This window comes from Streptomyces sp. 1331.2 (assembly GCF_900199205.1).
In the GTDB taxonomy this organism is placed as follows: domain Bacteria; phylum Actinomycetota; class Actinomycetes; order Streptomycetales; family Streptomycetaceae; genus Kitasatospora.
On sequence record NZ_OBMJ01000002.1, the window covers coordinates 52,407 to 66,124 of the forward strand.

15 protein-coding genes and 1 CRISPR repeat array are annotated in these 13,718 nt (G+C 71.4%); of the genes, 6 read left to right on the forward strand and 9 right to left on the reverse strand.

The window, feature by feature from the left end:
- The first annotated feature begins 97 nt into the window (after positions 1 to 97).
- Positions 98 to 817, forward strand: a complete 720-nt coding sequence (locus CRP52_RS33300) for a TetR/AcrR family transcriptional regulator (protein WP_097240574.1) — start codon at positions 98 to 100, stop codon at positions 815 to 817.
- 47 nt (positions 818 to 864) lie between these two features.
- Here the strand turns inward: CRP52_RS33300 and CRP52_RS33305 are convergent, their stop codons facing one another.
- The gene (locus tag CRP52_RS33305) at positions 865 to 1,449 is read right to left on the reverse strand and encodes a GNAT family N-acetyltransferase (RefSeq protein WP_097240575.1); all 585 of its coding nucleotides are present in this window, start codon (positions 1,447 to 1,449) and stop codon (positions 865 to 867) included.
- Between the two features lie 63 nt (positions 1,450 to 1,512).
- Between CRP52_RS33305 and CRP52_RS33310 the strand changes: the two genes are divergently transcribed.
- Positions 1,513 to 2,088, forward strand: coding sequence for a TetR/AcrR family transcriptional regulator (locus CRP52_RS33310; RefSeq protein ID WP_097240576.1), 576 nt, complete (start codon positions 1,513 to 1,515; stop codon positions 2,086 to 2,088).
- A gap of 38 nt (positions 2,089 to 2,126) precedes the next feature.
- On the opposite strand, the gene CRP52_RS33315 is transcribed toward CRP52_RS33310, so the two are convergent.
- Genes CRP52_RS33315 through CRP52_RS33325 form a run of 3 tightly spaced genes read right to left on the reverse strand, consistent with a single transcriptional unit; the run spans position 2,127 to position 5,096 of the window.
- Positions 2,127 to 2,957 carry a hypothetical protein gene (locus CRP52_RS33315; protein WP_097240577.1) on the reverse strand — a complete coding sequence of 277 codons (831 nt, stop codon included), beginning with the start codon at positions 2,955 to 2,957 and terminating at the stop codon, positions 2,127 to 2,129.
- Complete coding sequence (locus CRP52_RS33320; protein WP_097240578.1) at positions 2,954 to 4,201, reverse strand: hypothetical protein; 1,248 nt, start codon at positions 4,199 to 4,201, stop codon at positions 2,954 to 2,956. The genes CRP52_RS33315 and CRP52_RS33320 overlap by 4 nt, the downstream gene beginning before the upstream one ends.
- A gap of 4 nt (positions 4,202 to 4,205) precedes the next feature.
- Positions 4,206 to 5,096 (reverse strand): alpha/beta fold hydrolase, encoded by an 891-nt coding sequence (locus CRP52_RS33325; RefSeq protein WP_097240579.1) that lies wholly within the window; start codon positions 5,094 to 5,096, stop codon positions 4,206 to 4,208.
- Between the two features lie 96 nt (positions 5,097 to 5,192).
- Here CRP52_RS33325 and CRP52_RS33330 point away from each other — a divergent pair, with 96 nt between their 5' ends.
- The gene (locus CRP52_RS33330) at positions 5,193 to 5,765 is read left to right on the forward strand and encodes a hypothetical protein (RefSeq protein WP_097240580.1); all 573 of its coding nucleotides are present in this window, start codon (positions 5,193 to 5,195) and stop codon (positions 5,763 to 5,765) included.
- Positions 5,766 to 6,236: 471 nt separating this feature from the next.
- Here the strand turns inward: CRP52_RS33330 and CRP52_RS33335 are convergent, their stop codons facing one another.
- A complete protein-coding gene (locus CRP52_RS33335; protein ID WP_097240581.1) occupies positions 6,237 to 6,968 on the reverse strand; it encodes a DUF7873 family protein in 732 nt (243 codons plus the stop codon).
- Positions 6,969 to 7,414: 446 nt separating this feature from the next.
- Positions 7,415 to 7,748: a CRISPR direct-repeat array (repeat unit 29 nt; unit sequence CTCCTCCCCGCACCCGCGGGGGTCAGCCG).
- 248 nt (positions 7,749 to 7,996) lie between these two features.
- Positions 7,997 to 8,536, reverse strand: a complete 540-nt coding sequence (locus CRP52_RS33340; protein WP_097240582.1) for a hypothetical protein — start codon at positions 8,534 to 8,536, stop codon at positions 7,997 to 7,999.
- Between the two features lie 158 nt (positions 8,537 to 8,694).
- Here CRP52_RS33340 and CRP52_RS33345 point away from each other — a divergent pair, with 158 nt between their 5' ends.
- Positions 8,695 to 9,285: a hypothetical protein gene (locus CRP52_RS33345; RefSeq protein WP_097240583.1), complete on the forward strand. Its 591-nt coding sequence runs from the start codon at positions 8,695 to 8,697 to the stop codon at positions 9,283 to 9,285.
- Between the two features lie 2 nt (positions 9,286 to 9,287).
- Here the strand turns inward: CRP52_RS33345 and CRP52_RS33350 are convergent, their stop codons facing one another.
- Positions 9,288 to 10,163, reverse strand: coding sequence for an SDR family oxidoreductase (locus CRP52_RS33350; protein ID WP_097240584.1), 876 nt, complete (start codon positions 10,161 to 10,163; stop codon positions 9,288 to 9,290).
- 49 nt (positions 10,164 to 10,212) lie between these two features.
- Positions 10,213 to 11,094, reverse strand: a complete 882-nt coding sequence (locus CRP52_RS33355) for an SDR family oxidoreductase (protein ID WP_097240585.1) — start codon at positions 11,092 to 11,094, stop codon at positions 10,213 to 10,215.
- 86 nt (positions 11,095 to 11,180) lie between these two features.
- Here CRP52_RS33355 and CRP52_RS33360 point away from each other — a divergent pair, with 86 nt between their 5' ends.
- Positions 11,181 to 11,813 (forward strand): TetR/AcrR family transcriptional regulator, encoded by a 633-nt coding sequence (locus CRP52_RS33360; protein WP_097240586.1) that lies wholly within the window; start codon positions 11,181 to 11,183, stop codon positions 11,811 to 11,813.
- A 77-nt stretch (positions 11,814 to 11,890) separates the two neighbouring features.
- Here CRP52_RS33360 and CRP52_RS33365 read toward each other — a convergent pair whose 3' ends face one another.
- The gene (locus tag CRP52_RS33365) at positions 11,891 to 12,523 is read right to left on the reverse strand and encodes a helix-turn-helix domain-containing protein (protein WP_097240869.1); all 633 of its coding nucleotides are present in this window, start codon (positions 12,521 to 12,523) and stop codon (positions 11,891 to 11,893) included.
- A gap of 187 nt (positions 12,524 to 12,710) precedes the next feature.
- Between CRP52_RS33365 and CRP52_RS33370 the strand changes: the two genes are divergently transcribed.
- Positions 12,711 to 13,700 (forward strand): alpha/beta fold hydrolase, encoded by a 990-nt coding sequence (locus tag CRP52_RS33370; protein WP_097240587.1) that lies wholly within the window; start codon positions 12,711 to 12,713, stop codon positions 13,698 to 13,700.
- The last annotated feature ends 18 nt before the right edge of the window (positions 13,701 to 13,718 follow it).

The window sequence follows — 13,718 nt, forward strand, 5'->3', positions numbered from 1 at the left end:
GGTGCGGACCGACGTGCTTACATCCGTAAAGCTACAGGTGTAAGGCTACGCCCGCAAGGCTTCACGCCCGTAAGCTTCACGGCGTAAGGTGACGAGCGTGAAGGAAACCAGCACAACGGAAACGGCCCCACCGGAAGCCGCCGCATCAGAAGACTCCGTACCGGGAGCCGCCGCAGCGAAGCCGACCCGCACACGCAACCGCCGCGGCGAGGGTGGGCGCCTGCGCGAAGAGATCATCACCGCCGCCGTGGAACTCCTTGACGAGAGCGGCGACGAACGCGCCATCACCCTGCGCTCCGTCGCCCGCCGGGTCGGGATCGCCGCCCCGTCCATCTACCCGCACTTCCCCGACCAGCCGGCCATCGTCCTGGCCGTGGTCCAGCGGGAGTTCGCCGAGCTGGAACGCCACCTGCGCTCCGCTCACTCCGCGGCGGACGGGCAGGACACCGGTGAGGACGACCCCCGCCGCCGGCTGCGCGCGATCTGCGACGCCTACCTGGACTACGCCCGCACCCACCCCGGGCGCTACCGCACCATGTTCGGCGGCCTCTGGACTCCGACCCTCGGCGACAGCTCCATCACCGAGGCGGACCTCACCGCCCTCGGTGCGGAAGCCCTGGAGGTCATCGCCACCGCCATCAGCGACTGCGTCGCCGCAGGTCAGGCCACCAGCACCGACCCGTCCAGCGACGCCGTCGCCCTGTGGCTGGGCCTGCACGGCCTCGCCCACCAGCGCGCCGTCACCCGCGCCTTCCCCTGGCCGCCGGACATCGCCGACCGCCTCGTCTCAGCACTCGCCCACCTGAAGGACGCCTGAACCGCTTGTCAGAACCGGTCGGCGCAACCAGTCGTCCGAACCGGTCGTCAGAACCGCAGGTCCATCCGCTGCTCGACCGTGTCGAGGCCGAACCTGCGGGCGGGCCGGGAGACGGTGAGCTCGAAGCCGGCCTTGGAGTAGAGGTGGTGGGCGGCGTCGAGCCCGGCGACGGTCCACAGCAGCACGCCCTCGTACGAGCGGGCGCGCGCCTCGTCCAGGGCCGTCGCCAGCAGCCGCCCGCCCAGACCCCGGCCCCGGGCGTCCGGGTCGAGGAGCACCCACCGCAGCTGACCCCAGCCCGGACGCTCCTCCGCCCGGACCAGACCGGCGGCGCCGACCACCCGGCCGTCGAGCTCGGCGACCCAGAGCCGGCCGGGCCCGGCGCCGCCCTCACGGGCCCGGGCGAGGACCAGCTCGGCCATGCCGGCGGCGACGTAGGCCTCCATGGTCTCGTCCATGCCGTACTCACGGGTGTAGAGGACGCCGTGCAGGGCGGCGACGGCGCCGAGGTCGCCGGGCCTGAGCGCTTCGCGAATACCGGCGACGTCGACTCGGGCCCCGGCTTCGGCCCCGGCTCCGGCTTCGGCTCCGGATGCGGCTCCGGCTTCGGCTCCGGATGCGGTGTCAGCCATGGTGGCATCCCCTCTCACTGGAACGCTCACTGAAACACTCGTTTCAGTGGAACGATAGACCACGTGACCGCCCCCGCCAATGCACCCACCCGCCCGTCCTCGCCACGCCGCGAGGAAATCCTCGCCGCGACCGTCCGCTACGTCGCCGAGCACAACGTCTCCGACCTCTCCCTGCGCCCGCTGGCCGCCGAGATCGGCTCCAGCCCCCGCGTGCTGCTCTACCTGTTCGGCTCGAAGGAGCAACTGGTCCGGGAGGTCCTGGCGGTCGGCCGGGCCGAACAACTGGCGCTGCTGGAACAGTCCGAGGCCGAGGGCGGCAACGCCCGCGAAACCCTCGAACTCCTCTGGACGTGGCTCACCAAGCCCGAACGCCGCGGCGCACTGCGCCTGTTCTTCGAGGGCTACGTCCGTGCTCTCGGCCACTCCGGCCCCTGGCAGGACTTCGGCACAACCTCCCTGGACGAGTGGCTGCCACCCCTGCGACGGGTCCTCACCGGCACCGGAGCGAACCCCACCGTGGTCCTCGCCGTCCTCCGCGGCCTCCTCCTCGACCTCCTCGCCGACGACACCGAAGAGGGCATCCACACCGAACGCGTCCACACCGCCTGGCACGCCTTCCTCGACGCCGCCCTCCCCTGACTGACGCTGACGCCCAACCGACCTCCCTCGCCCGCAGGTCACCGTGACGGACCCGGCGGCCGCTCACCGAGACGGTAGATGTGGAACTCCGCATTGAGGCCCGTCGGCAGCACCGGCTCCGGAACGAAGGACCGCAGGTGGACGCCGCCCTCGAACGAGCCGTCCAGCGAACCGTTGACGATCCGGTCATTGGTCTTGATCACGACCAGACAGGGCAGGCCGTCGCGGGATCGGCGGACGTCGTCGAGGATCTGCGGGACCGGTGGCTCGGTCCGGGTCAGATCCAGACCGTCCGGGGTGAAGGCCGCGCCCCATGGCGGCTCGACGACGTAGGTGTCGCACTCGCTGCGGGCAGGGAGCGCGGCGAGCACCTCACGGTAGTCGGCAAGGCGGAGGACGACGGACGAGCCGACGCGGTCGAGGTTGTGGCTGGCGGTGGCGTACACCAGCGGGTCGAGTTCGGCGGCGTACACGGGGTGGCCCAGGCGCCGGCCGAGGTGGTGACCGAGGTTCCCCGACCCGCAGAACAGGTCGACCACCATCGGGCGCCGGCCCAACGGGCGCCGGAACTCAGCAGCCGGCTCCGCCGTCAGCTCGGCCGTCGGCTCAGCCGTCAGCCCGGCCGTCAGCTCGGCAATCAGCTCGGCGACGACCGAGGGGTGCGGGTCCTTGCTGCACTCGACCGCAGTCCGTCCCAACACGCGAAGCCCCCGGGCGGTCAGCTCGGGGGCGGGGACGCCGTAGAGCGACAGGCCCTCGGGGCGACCGCAGATGACCCGACCGGCCTCGCACAGCTGGTCGGTGGTGAGCAGCTGATCTCCCAACGGCCCGAGCAGCCGCTCGCGGAGCGCGAAGTAGGCGGAACTCACGGAAGGTGCCTCCCGTGGGAACGCGGGATGGTTCTGGCCAGCACCTCGGGGAGCGGATCGCCGTCCAACAAGGTCCGCAACTCCCCGACCCCGCCCCGGTGTTGTGCCGGGGTGAGCGACACGTACTGCTCGATCCGCCCGTTGATGCTCCGCCGGAACCTCGCGTACAGGGCGTCGTCCTCGCGGATCCGCCCGGCGATCTCCATCAGGGCCTGCGTCCCCGCGAAGTCGTCCTCGGGCACCGGGTGGTCCGGCAGGACGTCGGCGAACCGCCCTGCCGTCCGGCCGAAGAGGGTGCCGTCGAGCTGACGCACGGTGAACAGGTGGGCGTAGTGCTGCTCGTGGAGGGCGAGCGGCATCCGTCCGAGGGCCAGCGACTCGTGGAGCGCGGTCAGACCCGGGGTGAGCAGGTAGTGCGGGGTGGCCGCCACCTTCCGCAGCAGTTCGCGCTGGGGTAGGAACCGGCAGACGACCTGTCGTCCGGCGGCGGTGACGGTGCGCTCACGGTGCCCGGCGAAGGGGCCGCCACAGAGCAGGACGCGCGGGAACCGCGGCCAGTCGCGCAGCAGGTCCGGCAACCAGCGGCGGAGCAGGTGCAGGTAGTCGTTGTTGGTCTCGAAGTCCAGCAGGAAGTTCTGGAACCCGCCGATGTTGATCAGCAGATCGCAGTCGGGCTCGGCGTCGCGCGGGGCCTTCCGAAGGCCTTCGAGGTCGACCAGCGAGCCGGTCAGGTGCAGCTTCGGGCCGGCGTCGCCGAGCGCGGTGAACGCGGCCATCCGCTCGGCCACGCCGGGGAAGCTCTGCACCAGACAGTGCGTCGCGAGCAGGTGGGCCGCAATGACGCGCTCGTGCGGCGTGAGTCCGCCCAGGTGGTGGGTGGCGGCGGCGAAGGAGGTGCGGGGCAGGTCGGCGCAGAGGTCGCGGATCCGGGGCAGCGGGCGGGTGAGCTGCCAGAAGCCGAACAGGCTGTCCACCATGGTCACTCGCCGTCCCGCCACCACGGCCCGCAGCACCAGGTCGGCGTCCATCACCGAGACCACCTGGTCGCAGCCCGCCAGCAGTCGGTCGATCGCCGCGGGATCCTCATGGATCTCGTCGAAGGCGTCCGGGTGGCGGCGCGCGAAGATCGCCGCCACGCCGTCGCCCACGAAGACCCGCTGGTGACCGGGGAGCAGCCGGGAGACTGCCACGAGCTCGGCGGCCGGGCCGAAGCCGCAGTTCTGGGCGCCCATCAGGATGCGCACCGCGTCAACTCCTCAGCTCTGTCGGCTCGGGCGCGCCCTCGGCCCGGGCGCCGTCGGCCCGCGAGCAGCACCCGCGGTTCGGGAGCGCCCTCGGCTCGGGAGCGGCGGCGAACACCTCGACCAGACGCGCCGCGAAGGCGTCCGGATCCTTCGCGTAGCCGACGTGGCCGCCGGGGAACTCCACCGGTCGGCGGCCGAGCCACGCCGCGAGGACCACCGCCGGGCGGTGTACCGGATAGCCGCGTGAATCGCGCCCGCCGGCCACCACGATCCGGTCCGCCACCGTGGCAAGCGCGTCAAGGTCGGGGAGGAAGCGGGTGAAGGGGAGCATCAAGTGGGCCAGGAAGTAGGGGAAGTTGTCCCGGAACTCGGGCAGCGGCGGGGCGGGCCGGCCGCCGAAGAGCGGTTGCAGCGCCCGGAGCGCCGACGCGACGCCGTCACGCCGGAACACCTCGTGGACCCGGTCGAAGAACGCCCGGTACTGCTCGGCCTCCGGCAACAGGCCCGTGGCAGGAGGCTCGTGCGCCACGGCCGTACGGATCAGTTCCGGGTGGCGCACTGCCAGTTCCATCGCGACCAGACCGCCCCCGCAGCTTCCGAACACCCTCACCGGCTCGTCCGGCTCGGTGAGCCGGTCCAGCAGGCGGCGGGCGTCCTCGGTGTGCACCTCGACTCGCTGGTCCACCGGGGGTCCGTCCAACGGGCTACGCGAGATGCCGCGCGGGTCGTAGCAGATGACGCGGTGGTCTGCGGCGAGGACCTCGGCCAGGGGCTCGAAGACGACCGCGTCGGAGGCACTGCCCGGGATGAGCAGCAAGGGCTCGCCGGACCCGCGCACCTCGAAGTACAGCGTGGCACCCGGTACCACCAGCTCGCCGCGGTTCAGTGCGTTCATCACACTCCAGAACGTGAGCTGTTGCGGATATCGGAGAGTGACCACCACAATACGCACAGCCACAGTTCGTCCGCCATCACTCGTGGAGGAGACCCCTTGAAACCGCTCACGGCGTTCGGCCGAACCCGGTTGCGACCCGCCACCCTGGCGGCGGCCCTGGCCGCCGTCGCCGCGCTCGGCACCGCCGGTCCGGCCGCCGGCTCCGCCCGTACGGAATCCACCCGTACGGAATCCGCTCATCTGCTGCAGTGCCAGGGAGTCGAGACCGTCGGCTACGACCCGGCGCTGACCTTCCAGCGGAAGCCCGTCACCGTCACCACCAACGGCAGCTTCAGCTCCTGCGCCGACAGCGGGGCCCAGGTGACCAGCGGATCGTACGCCGAGCGGTTCACCATCGCGGGGGCCAGCTGCGACGACCTCCTGGAGGGGTTCACCACGAGGCGGACCTTCCGCTGGCAGAACGGCACCACCAGCGTCATCGAGGCCACCGGCAGCAGCAACGCGGTGGCCGGACAGGTGATCACCACCATCACCGGCACCGTCGTGGAGGGCTACCTCCAGGGGGCCAAGGCGGTCGAAGTCATCACCCTCCCGCAGCCGGGCGTCCTGGAGTGCAGCACCACCGGCGTCACCGGAGCGAGCGGACCGACCACCCTCACCGTCGGCTGAGACCCGGCCGTCGGCCGGTCGGAAAAGCTAGAGGACCCGGGAGCGTAGCCTGCTCCCGGGCCCCTGTTTGCCGCCCAATTGCGCACACCGGCACGTTTAAGGGTCGCGGATCAGATTGAAATCGACGCGTTCTGCCTTTGAACTACCGTGCCACGGAGCGGCACAGACAGGACTTGAACCTGCATTCGTCGATATTCGTCCACACCCGGTCGATCCGGTGTTCGGCGGCGAATGCTGAGACTGGAGCGAGAGTCTGAGATTCACGGGGCCCGCCTCTGCCTGGCTTGGGCTACCCCGGCCGGTTGTGCCGGGGGGAGGATTCGAACCTCCACTGCGACCCCTGGTCAGCTTCAACATCAGTGTCAGCTTTTCGCACCGCGCCGCGCAACGCACCCCCGCCCGGCTTCCCGGGACCAGGGCGTTGACGCGCCCGGTGCACCCGCCCGGCTCCCCGGGCGGGCGATCATGGGGCTACCGGAACAGGTAGCCGAAGACGGCGTCACCCACTCGCCGGTCGGTGACCTCGACCGAGTTGGCCTCCTCGCGGGCGAACTTGACCGCCTGCTGCAGCTTCTCCACCCGCTCGGCGAGCTCGTTCACCCGCCGGGCCGGCAGGGCGCCGGAGAACTTGACCGTGGTCCAGTAGCCGACCGCGACGTCCTCGTAGTACACCTCGACCTGGGCCGGGTGCTTCTCGGTGGCCTCGGCCTTGACGTGGTTGCGCGGCACCTTCTTGGTCCGGATGGTGCGCACCGGCTCGGTCTTCCAGGAATCGGTGGACGGGTCGAGGTTCCACGACTCGGAGGCGTCCAGCACCGGGAGCTTCTTCACGAAGGTGGAGAGGTCGGTGAGCTGCTTCTCCAGGAACAGCAGGTACGGCACCGGCACCTGCGCGAGGAGCACCTGGCCGTCCACCACCACGTCGGCGCTGGCGCCGATGTTGGCCCAGTCCTTGGTGGCCGTCACGTCGAAGAGCCGGGTGAGGGTGCTCGCGGTGGACCGCAGGATGTCCTCGGCCTTCAGCTGCACCCGGGTCGACTCCGGCGGCAGCTGCTCACCCTCCTCGTCCTTGGGCTGGTAGGTGCGGGAGATCCCGGCCAGCAGCGCGGGCTTCTGCAAGTCCTGGTGGGCCTGCGTCAGCTCCTGGAAGGACTTGGACTTGACGCCCTTTTCAACGGCGATGATCTGGTTCAGCTTTGCCACGTCCGGGACGCTATCAGTCCCGAACTGATCGGCGACACCGAATTCTTGACCGCTCGCCGCTCGCCGCTCGGACCTCGGGAAGGGAGGGGGCGACCGGCCGGCCCCTCCCCTCCGCCCCAGGGCGGGACGGCGGCCCTGCCGCCGGTCAGCGCACGGTGACGGTGAAGACGGGCGAGACGGAGTCCCCGCTGATGATGCGCTGCTCGTTCACATTCTTGAGCCCGAGCTTCACCCCGAGCCAGTAGGAACCGCTACGAGCCCGGAAGCGCCCCCGAGTTCTACGCACCACAATGTTCGCGACCACCCCGCGCATCGCACGCACATGGGATGCTTTTCAAGACCTTTGACACCTCAACAGCGCCCGCAACATCAGGACCTTCGGACAGCAGCCCACCAAGCCATGCAAAGAAGTAGCAAAACCGCTGCATCGCCCCAGGTCACGAAGCCTCCTCCCCGCACCCGCGGGGGTCAGCCGTCGCCGAACCGGCCGCTTCGGCCGACGTTTCCCTCCTCCCCGCACCCGCGGGGGTCAGCCGGATTCGCGTCCAGCACCGGCGTAGTGATCGATCTCCTCCCCGCACCCGCGGGGGTCAGCCGTTCTGGGTGCCCGGGCGTGGGATGGTCCGTCACTCCTCCCCGCACCCGCGGGGGTCAGCCGACGATCCGGTCTGATGATCTGCTGCCTGGTGACTCCTCCCCGCACCCGCGGGGGTCAGCCGCTACTCGAATCGTTCGCGGTGGATCAAGGCGGCTCCTCTCCGCACCCGCGGGGGTCAGCCGACCCTCCCCTGCTTGAAGGCCCTCCTCGTTTCGCGGCCGTGTGCACCTTGCTCAGGTGGATCCCACCCCACGGAGCTGGCGCAGCCCGCTCGGAGTCACGGTGACACGAGCTCCGCTGGCAGAGCGCAAGGGGAACCGGCCCCGGATGATTTCCCATCAGGTGGTGGCGAGCGGGGGCTCGGGACCGGCCGCTGACACAGGTGCCCCTTGTCCTCCCCCACCCGCCGGAGAGGTCATCCCTCTGACCCTTACGGTTGCGGGCAGCCGTGGAGGAGGTCGGCGAAGGCCTCGGCGGCGGAGTCGCCGGGGAGGATGCGCAGGGCCGTGGTGTGGTCCGCGGTGGTGATCACGTAGTGCTCGGCGAGGTAGGAGAGGTCGTCCCAGGGTTCCCAGGTGTGGGCGCGCAGCAGGACGTGGCCGCAGCGGGTGCAGCCGATCCACGGGACGAGCACCAGGTCGGTGAGTTCCGGCTCGCTGCGGCCGGTCACCACGTCGAGGTCGTCACCGCCCTCGCCGTCGAGCAGCCGGACCGGGGCGGGCGCGCCGTCGCCCGGGCAGCGCAGGAGGCCGGGCGTGAGCGTCTCGCGTTCGCCCCACTGCTCGGCGAGGACGGAGATCCGTGCCCGGTCCGTGCCGCTGATCGGGATCTGGCGGGCGAGCAGGCCCTCCACCAGGAGGCCGAGTCCGCACTCCTGTTCCCCGATGTCCCAGCATTCCTTCACCTCCTTCGAGGCGGGCTCCGGCAGGAGATCGGCTATCCGGTACCAGAGGGCGGCGTCTTCATCCATGCCTCGGACCCTATCTCCCGCCGGGTGGGCGGACGTTCCTCGGGATTCGTCTGACCAAGGGGTGATCGACGCACTACTCTGCGGACGTGTCGCGCTACGCGCCGTAGTGGTCGTCGCGCAGTCATTGCCGTAGGAGAAGGCAGGAAGAGGAGTCCCCCGTGTCATCGCCCTGCGACCCCGCATTCGCTCCCGCCGGCGACGTGAGCGCCGCGCTCATGGTGGTCGACTCCAAGCTCAAGGCCATCTACGACGGCAGGAGCGGGTTGGGGCCCGAACACGAGCAGATGGTCGAGCAGTTCGCCGCGTCCCTGGGTGCCGGCGGGTTCAAGGACCTGGTCGACGGCACCTGCACGCTCGTCTACCTGTACATGAACTGGCTGCGCAGGTCGCTGGAGCGCCACGAGGAGGACGTGGTCGAGTACGTGGTGCCCGACCTGGTGGCCACGATGCGGATGATGCCCAGGACCTTCCGTCCCGAGGTCGTCCCCATCATGGCCGGCCTGCTGTTCGCCGCGGGCACCGGCCTCAGCCCGTCGCTGTGGCGCGCGCAGTACGGGCCGTGGACCAAGGAGGAGCTGAATCCGTTGGAGGCGCTGGCCGTCATGGTCGCGGAGCACGTCAATCGGATTTCCGGCAAGAACGACAACAGCTTCGCCACCCGCCTGATCGCCGACGCCCTGTCCGAGCTGGACGAGCTGGACAGCCTGGACGGACCGGACGGACCGGACGGACCGGACGACCAGGACTGATCTCAGCGGAAGTCGTCGGCGTGGTCGACGGCCCACTGGGCGTAGGTGTGCGCCGGAGCGCCGGTGATCTTTTCGGCGATGACGGAGGTCATGGCCACGACGCCGTCGGCGGCGGCCCACTGGCTCACGATCGCCTCGGCCACGACCGGGTGCATCGTTCTGGCGATTTCCGCACGAGCTTGCTCGTCGGATATGTGTGCGACCCGGATCCGACGACCGATGGCCTCGCCGATGTGCTCGACCTGGCGTTGCAGCGTCAGGGACTCGGCCCCGTGGATGGTGTAGGCCTGGTGCGAGTGGCCCGGTTCGGTCATGGCGGTCACCGCCAGTGCCGCGATGTCCTTCTCGTGCACCGGTGCCGACTGTGCGAGCGGACGGGGAAGCCGGACGACGTTGTCCGTGCGGATCGATTCGGCCCACCAGGTGCGGGTGTTGGCCGCGAACGTCCCCGGCCTGAGGAACGTCCAGTCCATGCCGGACCGTTGGACGGCCTGCTCGATCGTGCGGTTCAGGCGGGTGACCGGGTGGTCGGCGTCGGGGTCCAGGACGACCGACACCGAGGAGAGCAGAACCACCTGCCGGATCCCCGCAGTTGCGGCCGCCGCAGTGACCTTCTCGATGTCGTAGGGCTTCTGGGGGTCGAGCATCCCGTACAGGAACACCTTGTCGGCACCGTCGAGCGCTGCGGGCAGCGTCTCGGGACGCGCCAGGTCGGCGACGACTGCCTCGCACCCGGGCGCCAGGCCCGCGGCCGGAGTCCTGGCGGGGGTCCTGGCCGACGGCCTGTTGACTGCTCTGACCTGCTCACCGGCGGCCAGCAGGCCATCGGCCACATGACGACCGACGTTGCCGCGGGCGCCGAAGACGACTGCCACCATGGATGGAACCTCCTGCTTGTCGTGGACGTGAACTGCCGGTCGTCGCCGATCAGGGCCGGATGTTCTCCAGGTCCTCCAGGAGGCCGGGGTGCTTCGGCTCCCAGCCGAGCGCCTGCCGGGTGCGGGTGCTGGACGAAGGCTGGTCGGCCCTGAAGATCGGGCCGAGCGGGCCGTAGGTCTCCTCCGGCACCGACGCGACCGGCAGGCCCAGCCGTCGGCCGATGACGGCCGCGATGTCCCGTACCCGGTCCCCCTCGTCGGCCACGGCGTGCCAGACGGTACCGGCCTCCGCCTGCTCCAGGGCGAGCCGGAAGAGGACGGCCGCGTCGAGCGCGTGGACGGCGGGCCAGCGCTGAGTGCCGTCGCCGGGGTAGCCGGAGACCCCGCTCCGGCGTGCGATGTCGGTCAGCAGACCGGCGAACCCGCCCGTGCCCTGCTGGTGAACCGTGCGCGGCAGGCGTACGGACGTGCTCCGGACCCCGCGCGAGGCCAGGCCGAGGATCGCCGTGACCGTGCGACCGCGGCCGCCGACCGGCCCGTCGGTCGGCACCGGGTCGGCCTCGGTGGAGGCACGGCCCGGCACCCAGGGCGTACCCGAGACGGTGACCAGGGGACGGTCGCTGCCGACGAGCTCCTCGCCGAGGGCGGTGAGGGCCGCGGTCTCCTCGGCAACGTTCCGGGCGAGGGCCTCGGGGCTGCTGAAGTCGTTGCCGAAGGCCAGGTGGATCACCCCGTCGGCCCGGGCGGCGCCGGAGCGCAGGACGTCCAGGTCGGCCAGGCCTCCCCGCAGCGGCTCGGCGCCGGCTGCCTCGGCGGCCTGTGCGGAGGCGTCGGAGCGGGCCAGCGCGAGGACGGTGTGGCCCTTGCCGAGGAGTTCGGCGGCGACGGCGGAACCGATCAGACCGGTGCCGCCGGTGACGAAGACGCGCATGGGAACCCTCCCAGAAGTGATGGGACTCTTGTCCCATCACTCTAGCAGGGTGATGGGACAAGAGTCCCATCACATATGCTGAACCCATGGGTAGATGGGAACCAGGGGCGCGCGAACGCCTCGTCGTGGCTGCGGTCGACCTGTTCACGGAGCAGGGGTACGACGCCACGACCGTCGCGCAGATCGCCGAGCGTGCCGGGGTCACCAAGAGCACCTTCTTCCGGCACTTCCCCGACAAGCGCGAGCTGCTGGTCGCCGGGCAGGAGACGCTGAGCCGGCTGCTGACCGAGGGGATCGCCGACGCGCCCGGTGACGCCAGCCCGCTGGAGGCAGTCGCTGCCGGTCTCGCGCGCGCGTCGGCCGCGATGGGCCCCGGGAGCCGCGAACTCGCCCCCCGCCTGAAGGCGGCCGTCGCCGCCAGCGCCGAGCTCCAGGAGCGTGACGCCCTCAAGACCGTCAGTCTCGCGGCCGCGATGACGACCGCTCTGGTCGCCCGCGGCGTACCCGATCCGACGGCGGCCCTCGCGGGCGAGCTGGGCGTCCTCGCTTTCAAACGGGGGTACGCCGAATGGGCCGAGGCCGACCGAGGCACCGAGGCTGACCGTGACGCCGAGAACGAGCGTGGCGCCGGCGACGACCGTGACGCCGAGGACGGGCTCGCCGGGTACACCCTGGCAGCGCTGGACGAACTGCGTGCGGCGAGCGCATCGCTGGGCTGACCGGACCCGAGCACCATCCAGCGCCGGTGCGGTGGACGAGAAGGACCGTCGCCGGGGCCCGGACGCCGCGCTCCGCGCTACCGGGCCCTGCGGTCAGGGGCCGGGGTGCGCCGTCGTAGGCGCTCCCCCTGCGGCCCGAACAGGACCAGGTATTCGACCGGTCCGCCGGGTCCGGCGTTCGCGACTCCGTGGGCGGTGCGGGTGTCGAACTCGGCCACGTCCCCGGCGCTCAGCACGAGGTCCTGCTCGCCGAGCGCCAGCCACAGCCGCCCGTACAGGACACACAGCCATTCGTAGCCGTCATGGGAGACCTGCCGCGGGCGTGCCGGCGGCGCGTCGACGGCGGGCAGGACGTGCTTGTGGGCGTGCAGGCCCCCGACGTACCGGGTCAACGGCAGCACCGCCTTGTCGCTGCCGGAACGCTGCGACACCGAGGTGCGCGGTCCGGCCTTCGCGGCGGGCGCGATGCCGGCCGGCGCGATGCCGGCCCGCGCGGCGGGTGCGGTGCCGGCCAGCTCGTCCAGGGAGACGCCGTACGCCTTCGCGAGCTGCAGCAGCACCTCCAGGGTCGGCTTGCGCCGGCCGGTCTCGATCCGCGACAGCGTGCTCGGCGAGATGCCGGTCGCGCGGCTGACGCCGGTGAGTGTGGCGCCGTGCTGCTCGCGCGCCGTCCGCAGCCGGGGGCCCATGGCCGCCAGCGTGGCGGCCATGCCGTCGTCCGTCACCCTCACCGTCTCTGTCACCGTCGCCCCGCTCCCTCCGGCCGGGCTGCGTCCACCGCCCTGGCACCGCCCTGTCCTGCGAGTTTGCCAGAATGGCAACGGTGTTCGCGTCGCGCGGCCGCCGCGCCGCATGATCGGCGGGTAACCACGACCGCCCGTGAACCGAGGAGCAGCGATGCACCAGCCCGCGCCGTCCGCCGACCTGCGCCACCGCACCATCGAGGCACCCGCCGGGCGCCTGCACCTGGTCGAGCAGGGCACCGGACCGCTCGTCCTGCTCGTCCACGGCTTCCCCGAGTCCTGGTACTCCTGGCGCCGCCAACTCCCCGCCCTCGCGGCGGCGGGGTACCGGGCCGTGGCGCTCGATGTGCGCGGTTACGGCCGCTCCTCCAAGCCGGCCGCGACGGAGGCCTACCGGATGCTCGACCTGGTGGAGGACAACGTCGCCCTGGTGCGCGCCCTGGGCGAGGAGCAGGCGGTGGTCGTCGGACACGACTGGGGCTCCGGCATCGCGGCGGCCTCCGCCCTGCTCAACCCCGAGGTCTTCCGCGCCGTCGGACTGCTGAGCGTCCCCTACGCGCCGCCCGGCGGCCCCCGCCCCAGCGACGTCTTCGCGCAGATGGGCGGCGACCAGGAGTTCTACGTCTCGTACTTCCAGGAGCCCGGCCGGGCCGAAGCAGAGATGGAGCCCGACCTCCGGGGCTGGCTCGCGGGCTTCTACGCGGCCATGTCCGCCGACACCATGCCCGCCCAGGGCGAGCCCGACCCGCACTTCGTGGCCCGCACCGGCGGCCGGCTGCGCGACCGCTTCCCCGACGGCAAGCTGCCCGCCTGGCTGACCGAGGACGACCTCGACGTGTACGCCGGGGAGTTCGAGCGCACCGGCATGACCGGGGCCCTCAACCGCTACCGCAACATGGACCGCGACTGGGAGGACCTCGCCCGGTACGACGGTGCCCCGATCACGCAGCCCTCCCTGTTCATCGGCGGCGCCCTGGACGCTTCCACGACCTGGATGGCCGACGCGATCGACGCCTACCCGGCAACCCTCCCCGCCCTGGCCGCCAGCCACATCCTGGACGGCTGCGGGCACTGGATCCAGCAGGAGCGTCCCGAGGAGGTCAACCGCCTGCTGACCGCCTGGCTCGCCTCCCTCCATGACTGAACCGGCGGGGGGGTGTGC